Source organism: Nocardia sp. CDC160 (assembly GCF_035818795.1).
Classification (GTDB): Bacteria; Actinomycetota; Actinomycetes; order Mycobacteriales; family Mycobacteriaceae; genus Nocardia.
The window spans coordinates 1,435,779-1,451,858 of the sequence record NZ_JAYKYT010000002.1; the positions used below are offsets into that span (position 1 = coordinate 1,435,779).

The 16,080-nt window shown below is 66.9% G+C and carries 17 protein-coding genes; 7 read left to right on the forward strand and 10 right to left on the reverse strand.

Annotated features, from left to right (window positions below):
- The first annotated feature begins 56 nt into the window (after positions 1-56).
- Positions 57-926, forward strand: a complete 870-nt coding sequence (locus VMT40_RS14175; protein ID WP_326358439.1) for a LysR family transcriptional regulator — start codon at positions 57-59, stop codon at positions 924-926.
- A 218-nt stretch (positions 927-1,144) separates the two neighbouring features.
- On the forward strand, positions 1,145-2,311 hold the full coding sequence (locus VMT40_RS14180; protein ID WP_326358440.1) for a glycosyltransferase 87 family protein: 1,167 nt from the start codon (positions 1,145-1,147) through the stop codon (positions 2,309-2,311).
- 6 nt (positions 2,312-2,317) lie between these two features.
- Here the strand turns inward: VMT40_RS14180 and VMT40_RS14185 are convergent, their stop codons facing one another.
- Both VMT40_RS14185 and VMT40_RS14190 read right to left on the reverse strand, forming a co-directional pair.
- Positions 2,318-2,740: a tautomerase family protein gene (locus tag VMT40_RS14185; protein WP_326358441.1), complete on the reverse strand. Its 423-nt coding sequence runs from the start codon at positions 2,738-2,740 to the stop codon at positions 2,318-2,320.
- Between the two features lie 47 nt (positions 2,741-2,787).
- Positions 2,788-3,486, reverse strand: a complete 699-nt coding sequence (locus tag VMT40_RS14190) for an SDR family oxidoreductase (protein ID WP_326358442.1) — start codon at positions 3,484-3,486, stop codon at positions 2,788-2,790.
- A 110-nt stretch (positions 3,487-3,596) separates the two neighbouring features.
- On the opposite strand from VMT40_RS14190, the gene VMT40_RS14195 reads away from it, so the two are divergent.
- The 3 genes from VMT40_RS14195 (at position 3,597) to VMT40_RS14205 (ending at position 6,309) form a co-directional block, all read left to right on the forward strand.
- Positions 3,597-4,190: a TetR/AcrR family transcriptional regulator gene (locus tag VMT40_RS14195; RefSeq protein WP_326358443.1), complete on the forward strand. Its 594-nt coding sequence runs from the start codon at positions 3,597-3,599 to the stop codon at positions 4,188-4,190.
- Positions 4,191-4,298: 108 nt separating this feature from the next.
- Positions 4,299-4,472, forward strand: coding sequence for a hypothetical protein (locus VMT40_RS14200; protein WP_326311483.1), 174 nt, complete (start codon positions 4,299-4,301; stop codon positions 4,470-4,472).
- A 145-nt stretch (positions 4,473-4,617) separates the two neighbouring features.
- Positions 4,618-6,309 (forward strand): AIM24 family protein, encoded by a 1,692-nt coding sequence (locus VMT40_RS14205; RefSeq protein ID WP_326358444.1) that lies wholly within the window; start codon positions 4,618-4,620, stop codon positions 6,307-6,309.
- Positions 6,310-6,327: 18 nt separating this feature from the next.
- Here the strand turns inward: VMT40_RS14205 and VMT40_RS14210 are convergent, their stop codons facing one another.
- Positions 6,328-7,062, reverse strand: a complete 735-nt coding sequence (locus tag VMT40_RS14210) for a class I SAM-dependent methyltransferase (protein ID WP_326358445.1) — start codon at positions 7,060-7,062, stop codon at positions 6,328-6,330.
- Between the two features lie 59 nt (positions 7,063-7,121).
- Between VMT40_RS14210 and VMT40_RS14215 the strand changes: the two genes are divergently transcribed.
- Entirely contained in the window at positions 7,122-7,970 is an 849-nt protein-coding gene (locus VMT40_RS14215; protein ID WP_442789963.1) for a DUF1460 domain-containing protein, read from the forward strand.
- A 77-nt stretch (positions 7,971-8,047) separates the two neighbouring features.
- Here the strand turns inward: VMT40_RS14215 and VMT40_RS14220 are convergent, their stop codons facing one another.
- Both VMT40_RS14220 and VMT40_RS14225 read right to left on the reverse strand, forming a co-directional pair.
- On the reverse strand, positions 8,048-8,683 hold the full coding sequence (locus tag VMT40_RS14220) for a DUF4097 family beta strand repeat-containing protein (protein WP_326358447.1): 636 nt from the start codon (positions 8,681-8,683) through the stop codon (positions 8,048-8,050).
- Between the two features lie 274 nt (positions 8,684-8,957).
- Positions 8,958-10,043, reverse strand: coding sequence for a CSLREA domain-containing protein (locus tag VMT40_RS14225; protein WP_326358448.1), 1,086 nt, complete (start codon positions 10,041-10,043; stop codon positions 8,958-8,960).
- Between the two features lie 178 nt (positions 10,044-10,221).
- Here VMT40_RS14225 and VMT40_RS14230 point away from each other — a divergent pair, with 178 nt between their 5' ends.
- On the forward strand, positions 10,222-10,974 hold the full coding sequence (locus tag VMT40_RS14230) for an SDR family NAD(P)-dependent oxidoreductase (protein ID WP_326358449.1): 753 nt from the start codon (positions 10,222-10,224) through the stop codon (positions 10,972-10,974).
- On the opposite strand, the gene VMT40_RS14235 is transcribed toward VMT40_RS14230, so the two are convergent.
- From VMT40_RS14235 to VMT40_RS14255, 5 genes are all read right to left on the reverse strand, one after another.
- Entirely contained in the window at positions 10,940-12,139 is a 1,200-nt protein-coding gene (locus VMT40_RS14235; RefSeq protein WP_326358450.1) for an FAD-dependent monooxygenase, read from the reverse strand. The genes VMT40_RS14230 and VMT40_RS14235 overlap by 35 nt on opposite strands.
- 72 nt (positions 12,140-12,211) lie before the next feature.
- On the reverse strand, positions 12,212-13,003 hold the full coding sequence (locus tag VMT40_RS14240) for a DeoR/GlpR family DNA-binding transcription regulator (protein WP_326358451.1): 792 nt from the start codon (positions 13,001-13,003) through the stop codon (positions 12,212-12,214).
- On the reverse strand, positions 13,000-13,860 hold the full coding sequence (locus tag VMT40_RS14245; RefSeq protein WP_326358452.1) for a carbohydrate ABC transporter permease: 861 nt from the start codon (positions 13,858-13,860) through the stop codon (positions 13,000-13,002). Before VMT40_RS14245 ends, VMT40_RS14240 begins: the two co-directional genes overlap by 4 nt.
- Entirely contained in the window at positions 13,857-14,711 is an 855-nt protein-coding gene (locus VMT40_RS14250) for a carbohydrate ABC transporter permease (protein WP_326358453.1), read from the reverse strand. The genes VMT40_RS14245 and VMT40_RS14250 overlap by 4 nt, the downstream gene beginning before the upstream one ends.
- Positions 14,712-14,773: 62 nt before the next feature.
- The gene (locus tag VMT40_RS14255; RefSeq protein ID WP_326358454.1) at positions 14,774-16,015 is read right to left on the reverse strand and encodes an extracellular solute-binding protein; all 1,242 of its coding nucleotides are present in this window, start codon (positions 16,013-16,015) and stop codon (positions 14,774-14,776) included.
- Positions 16,016-16,080: the final 65 nt, after the last annotated feature.

Sequence of the window (16,080 nt, forward strand, 5' to 3'; positions counted from 1 at the left end):
GATCGCGATAGCCGTTCGATCCGATATCTCCGATCGCGATACGTGATAATTACCCCGTGTTCGAACCCGAGCTGCTACGCACCTTCCTGGCCGTCGAGCGGGCCGGAGGCTTCACCGCCGCGGGTCGCCAGCTGGGTCTGCGCCAGTCCACGGTGAGCGGTCATATCGCGAGACTCGAGCAGGCCGCCGGGCGCGAACTGTTCCGCCGCGACACCCGCAATCTGGCCCTCACCGCCGACGGCGCGGCCATGATCGGCTTCGCCCGCGCGATCCTGGACGCGCAGGCGCAGGCGCAGGCCTACTTCTCCGGCTCCACCCTCACCGGCCTGGTCCGCCTCGGCGCGTCCGACGATGTGATGGCCCATGAACTACCCGACATCCTGGTCGAATTCCAGCGCTCGCACCCGGGTGTGGATCTCGAGCTCACCGTGGGCCTGAGCGAAACCCTCAAGTCCCGCATGGCCGCCGGTGAACTGGACCTGGTCTTCGGCAAGCGCCTGCCCGGCGAGCGACACGGCACGCTGCTGTGGCGGGATCGACTGGTGTGGGCGGGTCGCAGCGCCACAACGGAATTCGACGATCCTGTGCCCTTGATCACCTATCCGAAGCCGAGTCTGACCAGGCAACTGGCCCTGCGCGCACTGAAACACGCGGGCCGCACCTGCCGGGTCACGTGTGTCAGCGACAGCCTGCTCGGCCTGCGTGCCGCCGCGCTGGCGGGGCTCGGCGTCATCGTGCATGCCGCCGGTGTCCTGCCCGATGGACTGGTATCACTCACCGACCCCCGACTGCCCGAATTGGGCGATCTGGATTTCGTCCTCATGCACCGCCGCACCCGCCTGACCGACCCGGAACAGGCCCTCGCCGATGCCATCACGGCCAATACCCGCCGCCTATCACTCCAGACCACACGGTCGGGCGCGTGACGAATCCGCCCGCGCCGCGTTGTAGGGTGCTGGGCGGGCAGGCTGAAGCCTTTCGTGTTCAGCGGTTTATGGAGCTCGACAGGGTGGTATCGCACATCTGAGGTGGGTTGCTCTTGATCGGTGTAAGGACGAAAGACCGTGCGGCCGTTGCTGATTCCCACACGGCCGGTGCCGATTCCCGCGCATCGTCGCCGATCCGGAGCCGAACGACGCTGTTCGTGCTGGTCTTCGGCGCGGCGCTGTCGCTGGTATTGATCTTCCTGACGGTGGATCCGTGGCTGGACCAGGTGGGATTCCTGGCGGGCGGCTTCGACGTCCACGTCTACCGCGACGGCGCGTGGAAGATCTACAACGACCACCCGCTCTACACCGAGACCACCCATCGCGACCTGTCCTACACCTACACTCCGTTCTCCACCCTGATCTTCCTGCCGCTGCTCGGGATACCGTTCGAAGCCGTCACCAATACCTGGCTGGCAGTGAACATTTGCGTGCTCTACGTGTGTGTTCTGTTGTGCTGGCGCGTCCTCGGCCACCGCCTCACCTGGCGGCTCGCGGGCATGAGCGCGCTACTGACGGCGACCTGCATGTTCCTGGAGCCGGTGCGCACGACGCTGTACTACGGGCAGATCAATCTCGTGCTGATGGCCTTGATCCTCTGGGATTTCTCACGCCCGGAACGCGGTCGACTGCGCGGCATCGGCGTCGGATTGGCGAGTGGTATCAAACTGGTGCCACTGTATTTCGTCGCGCAGTTCCTGGTGCTGCGGCAGTGGCGGGCGGCGCTGGTGGCCGCGTCGACCTTCGTGCTGACGATCGTGATCGCCTGGATCGCACTGCCGGACGACTCCAAGCAGTACTGGACCAAGACGTTCTTCCAGTCCGACCGCATCGCCCCCGACACCCAGCCCGCGAATCAATCCATTCGCGGGACCATCGCCCATCTCACGGGTCATCAAGTGCCGCAATGGCTGTGGCTGCTGCTCGCCGTGCCGGTGGCCGTCGGCGGGCTGCTGCTCGCCGCGGCGCTCTACAACCGCGGCGAGCGGCTGCTCACCGTGACGGTGGCGGGCCTGACCTCGTGTGCGGTGTCCCCGTTCTCGTGGAATCACCACTGGGTCTGGTTCCTGCCGCTGTTCATCTACCTGGTGCAGCGCGCCGAAACCAGCCCGCGCTGGTGGTCGGCGGTCGGCTTCCTCTACCTGGCCACCGGCGCGTGGTCCTACCACTGGAACGACACCTGGGTCGTGGTCGGCTGGTTCCTGTTCCCGCCGTCCTGGCCCATCTCGCAGATCCTGTTGAACTGCTATGTGATCGTGTACGCGATCATCATCGGCTGTGTGCTCTACCGCCTGCGCACCCGGCCGGTACTCAGTAGGGCATAGACGGTCTCAGTAGGGCAGAGCCCGATTCGCCTGCGCCCAGGCCTTTTCCGCGTCGGAGCCCGCAGCGGGCGGCCAGAAGCCAGCGATCATCCACTGGTCGCGCGGGGTGTCCTCGATGTGGAATTCCCAGTGCAGGCCCCGATCACCGGTGTACGGGCGCAGGACGCCGTCGATGTATTCGGTCATCCGCTTGCGCCGTTCCGGATCGTCGAGATGTCGCGCCAGGTGTTTGACGACCACGCGCACGGTGTCACCGGCGGGCTTGCCACTCACGAACATCGTGGAGGCGGGCATCTCGTGGAATTGCACGACCACGTAGAAGGCGGGCAGACCCGACCGGGTGTAGATCTCGGTGATCTCGGCCGCGAGCTCCTGCTTGTCCTGGTCGGTGTAGATCTCGGCGGGATGGTAGATGTGCCACAACGGCATTGGACTGTCCTGTTCTCTCGAGTGTGTGGGTCGGCGAATACGGCCGGTCAGCGAATACGGATGGCGAGCTGTTCCACGGGCCCGGACAGCGCCGCCTTCACCCGCCGGGTCACGTCGTCGACGAGCACCTCGCTCTCGCCCTTCTGCACCCCGTCGAGCACGGCCTCGGCAACCTGTGCGGGACTGATCTTCTCGGTGTCGATGCCCTTGACCATGTCCGTGTCCGCGAAACCCAGATGCACGCCGACCACCTGCGTGTGCTGCCCCGCCAACTCCAGGCGCAGCGAATTGGTGAGCGACCAGAATGCCGCCTTGGACGCGCCGTAGGCCGCTCCCCCGGCGACCCACGAGAGCACCGAGTGGATATCCACCAGTGCCCCACCGCCATTCGCGGCCAGCACCGGCGCGAAGGCCTGCGCGATGCGCAGCGGCCCGAAGACATTGGTCTCGAAAGTGGCTCGCACGTCGTCGATATCGGCCGTCAACAGCGGTGACGGGCGCAGTACGCCCGCATTGTTGATGAGGATCCCGACATCGGCGGCCCGCGCCGCGAGCGCGGCAATGGATTCCGGATCGGTGACCTCCAGCGCCAGTGGCACCACCCGCGGATCCGTGCTCGGCACCGGATTGCGCGCGGTGGCGTACACCTTGCTCGCGCCGCGCCGCAGCAGTTCGTCCACGAAGGCGAGTCCGAGCCCGCGCTGACCGCCGGTGACCAGGGCTACCGCGCCGTCGATCTCGGTCATGTCGATGCCTCCCATTTTTAGATTACGAGCATCATCTATCGATTAGATTATGAGCATCATCTATCCTTGGAGGCAAGACCGGATCGCGAAGCCGAGAGGAAGGGATCGCCATGCCCCGCGCAACCCGAGCCCAGGCCGAATCACACCGTCAGGAGGTGCTGGACGCGGCCGCGGCACTGGTCCGTCGGCGCGGAGTCGGCGGCGTGACGGTGCCCGAGGTGATGTCGGCGGCCGGGCTCACCCACGGCGGGTTCTATCGACACTTCCGATCCAAGGACGACCTGGTCGCGCAGGCGTGCACCGCGGCCTGCGCCGAGAAGAACGAGGAGCGCGCCCGAATTCTCGCGGCCGCACCCGATGCGGAGACGGCCCGGCGCACCTTCGTGAAGAACTACCTGTCGCCGATCCATCGCGACGCCCCGTCGCAGGGCTGCGGAATCGCCGCGCTCGCAGGCGATGTGGCGCGCACCGAGGCGGACAGCGCGCTGCGCGAGGCCTTTCTGACGGGCCTGCACGAATTCGCCGATCAGCTCGACGAACTGGGCGAACGGCCCGAGGACGAGACGTCCGACGAGGCGCTGGTGGAGCTCGCGCTCATGGCGGGCGCGCTGCTGCTCTCGCGTGCCAGCGCCGGGGACGAGTTGTCCGAACGCATTCTCGCGGCGGCCCGCGAACACCTGCTATCCAACCGACCGGTCGGCTAATCAGCCGCATCCGTTACGGAAGAGTTCCACAACCGGTATCCGAATCGAGCCTTCGCTGGGAATCCCTCTGTCGCATACCTTTCGCGAGCGACAACCGAGGAGGACGCCATGAAAGAGCCGGTGTGCATCGATTGCTGGCGGCGTGAGAACCTCACGTTCGCTCAGCGTCTCGACCCCGCCTTCATCAAGCCGGGCCCGAAATACCGGTGCGCCATTCACCGCGAGATGTACGAAGCCGACGTCCCGGGCGCGGAGCGCGTCGATCGCGACGAGGCGGCGTAAGGGGCGCGGGGCCGCCGATACCCCAACCGCGGACGGCGACTTCTCCGGGACTACCCCGATGGCCGCGGGCGTGAATCTTCGACAGACTGGATTCCGTGAATCGTCTATCACGCGAACAGGTCCGCGGCGATGAGGAGGGGGCGCGGTGACGACGCTCGCCAGAGGGGAGAATCGACCGGCGCCCGCCGACCGGATGACGATCACCGTAACCTGTTCGGCCACGGTCGATGTGTCGGCACTGCTGCTGGGCACGAACGGTCGAGTGCGTTCGGACGGCGACTTCGTGTTTTTCAACCAGCCCGTCGCACCGGGCGTGGTGTACCGGCACGGGCGCGGAGCCGGAGACATGGTCGACGTCCAGACCTCCGCGCTGCCCGCCGATGTGGACAAGGTCGCCATCACCGCGAGCCTCGATGGCAGCGGCCCCACCACCTTCGCCGCGGTCGGCTCACTGACCGCCACCATCGGATCCAACGCGGGCACACTGACTTTCCCCATGGACCGCCTCAGCACCGAGGCAGCCGTGGTCTGCATCGAGATCTACCGCCGCGGCGACGCCTGGAAAGTCCGCGCGGTCGGCCAGGGCTACGACAATGGATTGGCCGGTCTAGCAGCCGCTTTCGGCGTGAACATCGACGACGAACCCAACACCCCACCCCAACCCACCGCGCCGCCGCAAGCATCCCCACCGCCCCACCCCACGCCCGCTCCTCCCTATCCGGCATCGCGGACCGCGCCAACCGAGGCCTTGAACCCCAGTGGGCCCCCGCCCACCCAGGCATGCCCTCCGCCCCAGCCCTACTCACCCGGCCAGCCTGTTCCCGCAGGCCAATCCGCAAGCCAGAGCCAGCCTTACGCACCAGCCCAACCAGCTGCGGGCCAACCTCACACCCCGGGCCAGCCGTTCGCGCCAGGTCACCCTTCGGCCCCCGGCCAGCCCTACGGCCCCGGCCAACCTTCCGCGCCCGGTCAACCTTTCGCGCCAGGCCAGCCGTACCCACCCGGCCAGTCGTTCAACCCGGGTCAGCCCGTCCCGCCGCAGCCGTATGCGCCTGCGGCGACCATGCCGAATATCTCAGCCCCACAAGGAGTTCCGTCCGTGCAGAGTGAGCTGTTTCAACCGATTCATGCCGAGGTCAGTGGGTTCGGGATTCAGAAGCAGGGCGGGAAGATGATTCGGGTGGCGGTGAATGGGGAGACGTTGGCTCGGGCCGGGTCGATGGTGGCGTATCAGGGGGATTTGCATTTCAAGGCGCTCGGGTCGGGTGGGATTGGGCGCGCAATTCAGCAGCGGCTCACCGGTGAGGGGGTGCCGCTCATGCAGGTGTCGGGGCGCGGGGATCTGTTCCTGGCCAATGCCGCCGCCGATGTGCACACCGTGGATCTGGACGGCACCGACGGGCTGACCATCAATGGCGCGAATGTGCTCGCCTTCGATTCGACGCTGACCTACAACATCCAGCGGGTGCAGGGCGCGGCCGGGTACGCCAGCAATGCGGGCTTCTTCAACTGCGTCTTCACCGGTCGCGGCCGGATCGCCATCACCACGCACGGCTCGCCGGTGGTCCTGAATGTGGATCAGCCGACCTACGCCGATCCGCAGGCCGCGGTGGCGTGGTCGTCGAGCCTGCAGACCGGGATCAAGCGCAATGACTCCTTCGGGCTCGGCCGACTGATCGGCCGCAGCACCGGCGAGGGCCTGACCCTGTCCTTCTCGGGGCGCGGCTTCGTCATCGTGCAGCCCTCCGAACTGCCGCCGGGCGGTTTCATCGGCGGCACCGGCGGCGGTCAGGAGGCCGGGCAGTCCGGCGGATTCCTGGGTGGAATCCTCGGCTAGCGCGGGCGGGATCCTCGGCTAACGCTTGACGGCGGTCACGAATTGCACCGCGCCGGAGGACTTCCGGCCGGTGATCTCGCAGCCCGCCGCGGCGAGAATGTCCGGCACCACGTGATAGGCCAGGCTGCGTGCGCCGCCGATCTGGTAGACACGCCGGAACAGCGGGAAGTCGACCGCATCCGGGTGGGCCAGCGCGGTCACCGCGATGCGCCCGCCCGGCTTGGCGACCCGCGCGATCTCGACCAGCGCGCCCTCGGCGTCCGGAAAGAAATGCAGGGCGAAGAAGCAGGCCACCGCGTCGAAAGTCTTGTCGGCGAAGGGCAGTCGCCCGGCGTCGCCGCGCACGAATCCGGTCGAGCCGACCGCATTGGTGCGGGCCGCCTCGGCCAGCATGGACGGTGAGGCGTCCAGCCCGATGGCCAGCCCCGTGGCCCCCGCGGCCTGTCCGAAGGCGCGGGTGAACAGCCCCGGCCCGCAGCCGACATCCAGGACCAGCGAGCCCTCGGTGATATCGAGCGAAGCGACCGCCCGCTCTTTCTCCTTCCGCACCCCGACGGCATTGCTGCCCATGGCGAGCCGGAAGAAGTTCCGCCAGATGGGTTCGTAGATGCGCGACACCAGCGGCACCCGCATGGCCGCCTGGCCAATGCCCTTGATGGGCGGCGTATCAGTCCCGAGCACATCGAGATAGCCGTCGACGGCGGTAGATTCGAGTTCGAGCAGTTCGGCGATGCGCTGCTGGGTCGCGATCATGGGGCCGACCTTACGCACCGATCGGGCACAGCGAAAGGATTGTCTGGGACAGAAATTCGATGCTAGGTTCGCCATGCACGTCTCGTTTCGATGGAGGGGTTTTGCGTACTGTCGTCCGCGTTCTCTTGATGCTGGTCACGCTCGTTTCCGCGCTCGCGCTACTGCCCTCCCAGGCCATGGCGACCCCCGTCGACCCGACCCTCGACGACACCACCTCGCAGCGCATCGATGAACTCCTGGCCCTGCGCAACTCGATTCAGGGCCCCCGCACCGACGCCCTCGCCCAGCTGTCGAGCCGCTTCCTCGGCACCCCGTACGGCGCGAACATGCTCATCGGCTCGGCGAATCAGCCCGAACAGCTGGTCGTCGACTTCCGCCGCGTCGACTGCTTCACCTATCTCGACTATGTGGAGGCGCTGAGCCGCTCCACCGATCGCGCCCAGTTCATCCAGAACCTGATCGCCACGCGCTACGTCGACGGCCAGGTCGAATTCCTGAGTCGCAAGCACTTCTTCACCGACTGGGCCTATCGCAATCGCGTGGCCGCCACCGATATCACCGGGACCCTGACCCCGGCCGCGGTGACGGTGCCCAAACGGCTGAACGCGAAAGCCGGTGGCGGCAACTATCTCCCGGGCCTCCCGGTGGTCGACCGCAATATCACCTACATCCCCAGCGCGGCAATGGACAACCAGGTCATCTCCCAGCTGCGCACCGGGGATTTCCTCGGCGCGTACACCGATGAGGCCGGTCTCGACGTCTCTCATGTCGGCCTCTTCATCAGCACCCCGAACGGCCCGATGTTCCGCAACGCGTCATCTCTGGCGGCCAATGAGCAGGTCGTCGACACTCCGCTGACCCAATACCTCACCACGGTCCCGGGCCTGGTGGTCCTGCGCCCGAACTGATACACGCACCAAACCCAAAGGCGGCACCCGCTCGGGTGCCGCCTTTTGTGTTGTTCTTCCGTGTCGTTCTTCTCGATTCAGACGGTGGCGTTTCCGACGGTGACGTTGCCGGTCGCGGTGTGCGCGTACACCTCGACGACATTTTCCTGCGCCGGATCGACCGCACCCAGCTGGTTGCTCACCCCGCCATTGGGGCTGTTGGTCTCGACCCGCGACGCGCTGCCCGGGTGAATGCCGATGCGCAGGTCGCCGACGGAGGTGTCCAGGCGCAGCACGCCGCGCACGGCGTCCTCGACGGCGATATCGCCCTTGGCGGCCTTGGCGGTCACCGCGGCGAAGGCCTGTCCGATCACGATGTCACCGGTCGCCACCTCCACCTCGATCGGACCGAACGCACCGGCGGTGCGGAACTCGCCCACCGCGAGGCTGCCCTTCAGCCCCGAACCGCTGGGCACCTGCACGGTCACCTGAACCGAGCCCTTGCCGCTGCCCGGGCCGAACACCCGCGGGCCCTTCGGCAGCGCCACGCTCAGCGTGCCCCCGGCGAAGTCCACCTTCAGCTGCTCGGCGGCCTTCACATCGGCCTTCTTGGCGGTGTCGGTCGGGCGAACGTCGACCACGGTGTCGGTGCGGTCGGAGGCGATCACGGTGACGGTGCCGAGGGCGACCTCGATGTCGGCGGCGATCGGGGCGGGGGTCTGGAAGACGGTCATTGCTGTACTCCTTTGTCGCTGCTGCGGTGTTCCGCTGCGTTGGTGATGTGAGTACTTTCGCCAGCCCGGCTGACACCGCCCTGACAGCGACCTGATACGTCCGCTGACACGATATTTCCGCTGGTCAACCCCTACCCGAGCTCAAACTCGAGGCCTCGGAGACGACGACCGACACGACCCAGGCGAAGGCTTGACCGAGGTTGGTCATCCAATCGCCGACATTGAACGAGCCCATGGTGTTCGACCTTTCAGAGACACAACCTTCGACAGGGACTCAGCGCCCGGCGTCCGGGCGGACTTCATCACCGGTGGCGGTCAGATCGCAGGTGTTGTCGCTGCCGAGATTGCCGCCGGTGGAGATGATCTGCGCGAACACCTTCTTGCAGTTCTGCTCCCCCACCCCCGAGGTGTTCGCGGCAATGGTGGAACCGCGCAGGATCAGCGTGCCGAGGGCCGGATCGAAGACATCGGTGAGCTGGTAGGGCAGCGTGTCGAGATACGCGGGCGCGATATTGATGCCACCGCCGCCGTCGCTGGCCGAGTTCCCGGTGACGACCGAATCGATCAGCACCACCTGCCCGATCCCCCGAATATCGAGCCCGCCCCCGCGCCCCGCGAATCCGCCCGGCCGGTACCACCTTCCGGGGTTGGTCACCCGGTTGCCGGTGATGGCGGTGCGGGTGAAGGTGCAGGTGTTGTCGCATCGCACGCCACCCGCCTCGCCGGAGGCATTGCCGGTGATGATGCTGTCGGTCATCACCAGGTCGGCGATGGGGATATTGAAGATGCCGCCGCCGTAGTCGGCCGCATTGCCGGTCACGGTGACGTGGTCGAGCCGCAATTTCCCGGAGTTCGCGATCCCGCCACCCCCGGTGTCGTACAAGGGGATTTCGTGCTCGGCCGCGTTCCCGCCGGTGACCGTCAATCCGCTGATCGAGACGTGCGCGGTGGTGACGAGCACCCGATCCCGGTGCCCACCGTCGATGACCGTCTCCGCCTGTCCCGCACCGATAATCGTGGTGTCGGCGGTGACATCCAAATCCCCGGACGTCGGATCCACCACCGGCCCTTCGGTATTCAACAGATTCGGTGCGATGGTCAACAGGTAGTGCCCCGGCGGCACCACGATCGTGCTCCCCGGCCGCACGTCCGCCGCCTGCACCGCCGCCCGCAGCGTGCACTCCCCCGCCCGCGTCCGACACTCGCCCGCGAGCGGATCCGCCGCCGCCCCATCGGCCGTGGTCGTGACGACGAATGTCATCCCGGCCGCCGAATCGGCCTCCGCCACAATGGAACCGGCGACCAGGAACCCGCTGCCCAGCGCGGCGGTACCAAGGATTGCGAAACGCGATGCCCACATCGGCGTGCTCCCCACGAGAGCGAGTAACTACACCGATCGTTCTAACAACCTCGGCACCACCCGCGAAGCGGATTCACCCATCCCTTCCCAACTGCACAACCACCTTGTCTCCCCGCACAATTCATTACCCTCGAACAAGGAAGCGGCGAGGAACGCTGCCCCAGAATCGAGGGGGACCATGGGCGACACCTCCGCGGTCGCATTGGTGACCGGCAGTTCCCGAGGGCTCGGCGCGGCCATCGCACGGCGGCTGGCCCGGGATGGCTTGGCGGTGGCGGTGAACGAACGGCACGATACCGGCCAGGCCGCCGCGGTCGCCGAGCGGATCCGATCGGAAGGCGGTGCGGCGGAGTCCTTTCCGGCGGATGTCACCGATCCGAAGGAAGTGACCGAGCTGGTCGGAGCGATCGAGGCGACGCTGGGTCCGATCGGCGTGCTGGTGGTCAACGCGACCGGCCCGCAGCCCAATGCGCCCTTGGACGAGGTCTCCTGGGACGATCACCTGGCCCAGCTCGACTTCTTCGTCAAAAGCCCGGTGTTATTGGGCCGCGCCGTAATTCCAGGCATGCGGGAACGCCGATTCGGGCGGATCGTGCAGATCGACTCCGAGGTCGCGCTGCACTCCCCGCCCGGCCGGTCGGCCTATGCTACGGCCAAGAGCGCACAGATCGGACTCACCCGCAGCTGGGCCCGTGAGCTCGCCGCCGACGGGATCACGGTCAATGCGGTCGCACCGGGATTCGTTCCGGTGGAACGACATTCCGACGTTCCGCGCGCGGAGCGCGAGGCCTATCGGCTCTCGGTGCCGGTCGGGCGCATGGGCACGCCCGAGGAGGTGGCACACGCGGTGAGCTTCCTGGTCTCCGAAGGAGCCGGTTTCATTACCGGGCAACGGATCATGGTCGATGGCGGTCGGCACTTGCTGCCGTGATCGGTGTTTCGTAGTCGGGCAGTTCGATGCCATTGAGGGCGCGGTCGATCAGCTCGAAGTCCCATTCGGGTTCGGGGCTCGGCTCGGCGTCCGGGTCGGGGACCTCGAGGCTGCGGGCGTGCAGGCGGCCGATCTCCTGGTTGGCCTCGACGAACGGGCGCATCCGGGTTTCGTAGGCGGCGAAGGCGATTTCCGGGTTCCAGTCGGCGGCGGCCAGCTCTCCGGCCAGCAGGTAGGCCCCGACCAGGGCCAGTCCGGTGCCCTGCCCGGACAGCGGCGACGAGCTGAATGCCGCGTCGCCGAGCAGCGCGACCCGTCCGCTCGACCAGCTGTCCATGATCACCTGGGCGACCTGGTCGAGATAGAAGTCCGGGGTGTCGTCCAGGTGCGCGAGGATGCGCGGGGTCAGCCACCCCATATCGGACACGCGCTCGCGCAGCAGGCGCTTCTGCGCCTCGACATCGCGGTAGTCGATGTCCACGTCGGCCGAGGCGAAGGAGAAGATGGCCATCGCGCGGGTGATATCCGGGATGGGCCGCAGGATGGCGGAGCGCCCGGGCTCCTTGTACTCGATCATCCAGCGATCCAGCTCGAACTCATTGGGCACGCTGTAGAAGGCCAGCACATGCCCGAGATGGCGCAGGAACTTCTCACGCGGCCCGAAAACCATCTCGCGCAACGACGAATGCAGGCCGTCCGCACCGATCACCAGGTCGAAGCGCCGCCGGTCGCCACCGGCGAAGACCACATCGACACCGTCCGCGTCCTGGGCGAGCTCGGCGATGCGGTCACCGAAGAGGTATTCGACGCGGTCGCGGGTGGCCTCGTACAGCACCTGCGACAGGTCCCCGCGCAGGATCTCGATCTCCGAGACGTACCCGTCGCCGCCGTCGTCCTCGGCGCGAAAGGTCTCCAGCACCGTGCCGTTCGCGTCCACGGTGTTCGCGCCCGCGGTCTCGGTGCGGGCCGCGCGCACGGCCTCGTCGAGTCCCATGCGCCGAATGACCTCCTTGGTCACCCCGCGCGCGTCCACCGCCTGCCCGCCGGGACGCAGCTCGGGTGCCCGCTCCACCACGGTCACCACGGCACCCCGCTGCACCAGCCAGTGGGCCAGCGCGGGTCCCGCGATGCTCGCCCCGGCCACCAAGATCTTCGTATCGCTCACAGCGCCTCCCGCTTCGTCGTCGCGTCCAGAGGTATCGACGAGGCAGCCACCCGGAATTCATCGGTGCCGCCGCTACACCAGTCGGACCTCCACGCCCGCGTCGCGAATGGGTGTGAGTGCGGCCGGGGCGGCATCGCGGTCGATGACCAGGATGTCGATCGATTCGATGGGACAGATGCGGGCGAGGGCGGTGTGGTCGAGTTTGTCGGCCGTGGCCACCGCGATGACCCGGCGCGCGCGACGCACCATTTCGGCATTGATGCCCGCCTCGTCGAGATGGCGACATTGGGCTCCGCCCTCGGCCGAGATCGCGCCGACACCGAGAATCACAGTGTCCAAACGCAATTCGGCCAGGGCCAGCGCCGCCAACGGCCCGTGCAGTTCGTAGGACTCGCGGCGGGCCATCCCGCCGAGGCAGATGGTGCGCAGGTGCGGGCGCAACACCAGCTCGGCGGCGATGTTCAAGGCATTGGTGACAATGGTGAGCTCGTGATCGGCGGAGGTGGGCAGATCGGTGCGGCTCGCGATGGCACGGGCCACCGCCGTCGTCGTGGTGCCGCCGTTGAGCGCCACCACCTCGGCCGGATCCACCAGGGCCGCAACGTGTTCGGCCACCCGCCGCTTGGCGTCGTCGGCCCCGCCGCGATAGCGCGCGGGTAGGTCGTAGGCGACTGCCGTGGCCACGATCCCCCCGTGCGTGCGGGTCGCCAACTGCTGATCGGCCAGCGCGGTGAAGTCACGGCGGACCGTGGCGGCCGAGACGCCCAGCCGGGCCGAGGCCTCCTCGACCGTGAGCCGCCCCGACTCGGCGAGCAATCCCAGTAGCCGACTCCACCGCTGGGACCGATCGGTCGGAGCGGTCATTTCACGCTACCGGCGGTGAGACCGGCGACCAGGCGCTTCTCGATGAGCGCGAAGAGAATGACAACGGGCACGATGCCGACGGTAGAGATGGCGAAGACGTATTGCCAAGCCACGTCGTACTGGCCCACGAACTTGGTGAGCGCGACCGACAGCGGCTGATTCTCCGGCGTGGTGAGAATGACCAGGCTGGCGGCGAATTCGTTCCAGCAGGAGACGAAGGCGAACACCGTGGCGGTGACAATGCCGGGCCACACCAGCGGCAGGCTCACCCGGGTCAGGATCTGCCACCGATTGAGGCCGTCGAGTTGCGCGGCCTCCTCCACCTCGATCGGGATGCCCGCGAAGAAGCTGTGCAGAATCCACACCGCGAACGACAGATTGAACGCGCCGTTCACCAGGATCATGGCCAGCCAGGTGTCATTGATGCCGAGCGTGAAGAACTCCCGCAGCAGGCCGGTCACCAGCACGGTCGGCTGCAGCATCTGCGTGATGAGCACCAGTCCGAGGAACAGCCCCTTGCCCGGAAACCGCCGCCGCGCGGTGTAATACGCGGCCGGAATGGCGACGGCCAGCACCAGCAGCGTGCCGAACACCGAGATCACCACGGTGCTGATCAGATTGAACGGCAGCGGCGTCTCGGGGGTGTGCCACACGGTGGCGTAGTTGTCCGGACGCCACTGCTCGGGAATGTACGTCGGTGGAATCCGCAGGATCTCCGAGCGCGGCTTGAGCGAGCCCAGCAGCATGACCAGATACGGCAGCAGGAACAACAAGGCCAGCACGACGCCGACCGCCGTCAATCCCCACCGCCGCCGGTGCCGCACCGTCGGAGTCCTCAGCGCCGTCGGGGCGGTCATCGTGCCTCCTCCCCCGCGGGCCGGATCAGCTTCACGTAGATCGCGATGATCACCAGAATCAGCACGAAGTTCAGCACGCTCATGGCCGCGGCCGTGGCGACCTGCTGGTTCTGTCGAATCAGCTTGAACGTCAACGTCGTTGTGGTGTCCGCGGAGAATCCGGCGATACTGCCGGTCAAGACCTGCAGAATCGGCAGCGAGTTGAACGAGTTGATGATGTTGATGACCGTGGCCACCGCCATGGCCGGACGCAGTTGCGGCAGCGTCAAATACAGGTACCGCTGCCAGGGGCTCGCACCGTCCACCCGCCCGGCCTCATCGACATCCGACGGAATCGATTGCAGCCCCGCCAGAATCGTGTACGTCGTGAACGGCACGGACACGAACACCGCCACCCCGATGGCCACCGCGAACGCCGGACCGGGCTGCTTGGTGAACCCGAAACCCCGGTCCAGCAACCCGATATCGACCAAGAACCGGTTGGCGACGCCCACATTCGGATCCAGCATGTAGTCGAAGATCGTCGTGGTCATCACCACCGAGGCCGCCCACGGCACCAGGATCGCCAGCCGCACGGCCGTCCGCCCCGGGAATTCCTTGTTCAGGAACTGCGCCAGCGCCGCCGAGAGCACCAGGGTGATCACCACGACCGCCGCCACCCAGACCACGGTGTGGACCAGGATCGCGGGGAGTTCGTCGATGGCGAAAAGCCGCCGGAAGTTGGCGAATCCGGCCGGACCCCGATCCTGCCCGTAGGCGCTGAGATCGCGGGTGGAGGTCCAGAACATGTATCCGGCCGGGAACGCGACCACCGCCGCGATCAGGATGAGCACGGGGCCGATCCACGGCAACGCCCGCAGTGTGGCCAGAGACCGATGCGGGGTGGCCGTGGATCGATGGGAGGCGACGCCCCTCAACTCGCCGCCTGCTGAATCTTCTGCAGCACCGAGGCGGGATCACTGCCCTGCGCGATCGTGCCCATCTGCTGCCGGATCGCGCCCTGCGCCGCACCCCATTTCGGGTTGTTGCTCGGGTAGAACTTGGCCACCGGCAGGGTGGCGGCGAACGCCTTGGTCACCGGATCGTCCACCAGCGCGGCGGCCGCGCTATTGGTGATCGGGATGAAGTGCTCGCTGCTCACGAACTTGGAATACACGGGGGCCGAATAGAAGTAGGTGAGGAACTTCTTGATGGCCGGTGCCTTCTTGCCGTCCTTCTTGAATGCCATCAGGTGATCCGCGACGCCGAGGGTGACCGGATCGCCGGTCTTGGTGGGCGAGGGTGCGGTGGCGTACTTCAGGCCCGGGTTCTTCGACGCGATCTGACTGATCGTTGGCGGCAGGCCCTCGATCATGCCGATCTTGCCCTGAATGAAGGCATTGATGACGTCGAGCCGGTTGGTCGCGCCCGGATTCGCTTCGGTGACACCGGCATCCGCGATGGCCTTCATGGCCTTCACGCCCTCGAGGTTGGCCGGGGTGTCCACGGTGATCTTGGTGCCGTCGGACCATTCGCCGCCCGCGCCGAAGGTCCAGATGGAGGTCTCGCCCTGGGCCTCCTCGCTGCCCAGCGGCAGACCGTAGCCGGAGACCCCGCCCAGCGCCTGGATCTTCTTGGCGTCGTCGGTGAGTTCGGTCCAGGTCTTGGGCGGCGCGGCGATCCCGGCCTTGGTGAACAGGTCGGTGTTGTAGAACAGCGTCCGGGTGGAGGCGAAAAGCGGTAGCGCCCACTGGGTTCCATTGATGGAGGCGTTCTTGACGAAGCCGGGCTGGATATCGCTGATCACCGACGCGTCCACCACCTCGCTGGCCGGGTACAGCTGCCCGTCGGTGGCGAAGGTCGAATAGGCGTCGATATTCAGGATGTCGGGCGTGGTCCCCTGGGACTGCAGCTTGGTGCGCACGACGTCATTGATCGAATCCCAGGACTCCATCGAGAGTTTGACCTTGATGTCCGGGTTGGCCTTCTGGAAATCGGCGATGATCCCGTCCCACTCGGCCTTGGTGCCGTCGCTGTAGCTCGGGGCCAGGAAGCTGAGTGTGTTGGGGTCCGAGTCGTCCGACTTACTACCGCCGAACCCGCAGGACGACACCGTCAGAACCAGGCCGGTGACCAGCGCAACCGAGGAAAGCGCGCCGCGCAGTGGACGTTTCACGACAAGGGCCTCTCAATCTGCACACCCCGCGACACGAATCGCGGATGATGTAGCGAACGATTCGT

Excerpts from the sequence above, each read along its gene's own strand:
- VMT40_RS14230 (WP_326358449.1), top strand. The coding sequence starts at position 10,222 with ATGGGCGACACCTCCGCGGTCGCATTGGTGACCGGCAGTTCCCGAGGG.
- VMT40_RS14195 (WP_326358443.1), top strand. The coding sequence starts at position 3,597 with ATGCCCCGCGCAACCCGAGCCCAGGCCGAATCACACCGTCAGGAGGTG.
- VMT40_RS14190 (WP_326358442.1), bottom strand. The coding sequence starts at position 3,486 with ATGACCGAGATCGACGGCGCGGTAGCCCTGGTCACCGGCGGTCAGCGC.
- VMT40_RS14245 (WP_326358452.1), bottom strand. The coding sequence starts at position 13,860 with ATGACCGCCCCGACGGCGCTGAGGACTCCGACGGTGCGGCACCGGCGG.
- VMT40_RS14185 (WP_326358441.1), bottom strand. The coding sequence starts at position 2,740 with ATGCCGTTGTGGCACATCTACCATCCCGCCGAGATCTACACCGACCAG.
- VMT40_RS14210 (WP_326358445.1), bottom strand. The coding sequence starts at position 7,062 with ATGATCGCGACCCAGCAGCGCATCGCCGAACTGCTCGAACTCGAATCT.
- VMT40_RS14215 (WP_442789963.1), top strand. The coding sequence starts at position 7,122 with ATGCTAGGTTCGCCATGCACGTCTCGTTTCGATGGAGGGGTTTTGCGT.
- VMT40_RS14225 (WP_326358448.1), bottom strand. The coding sequence starts at position 10,043 with ATGTGGGCATCGCGTTTCGCAATCCTTGGTACCGCCGCGCTGGGCAGC.
- VMT40_RS14240 (WP_326358451.1), bottom strand. The coding sequence starts at position 13,003 with ATGACCGCTCCGACCGATCGGTCCCAGCGGTGGAGTCGGCTACTGGGA.
- VMT40_RS14200 (WP_326311483.1), top strand. The coding sequence starts at position 4,299 with ATGAAAGAGCCGGTGTGCATCGATTGCTGGCGGCGTGAGAACCTCACG.
- VMT40_RS14220 (WP_326358447.1), bottom strand. The coding sequence starts at position 8,683 with ATGACCGTCTTCCAGACCCCCGCCCCGATCGCCGCCGACATCGAGGTC.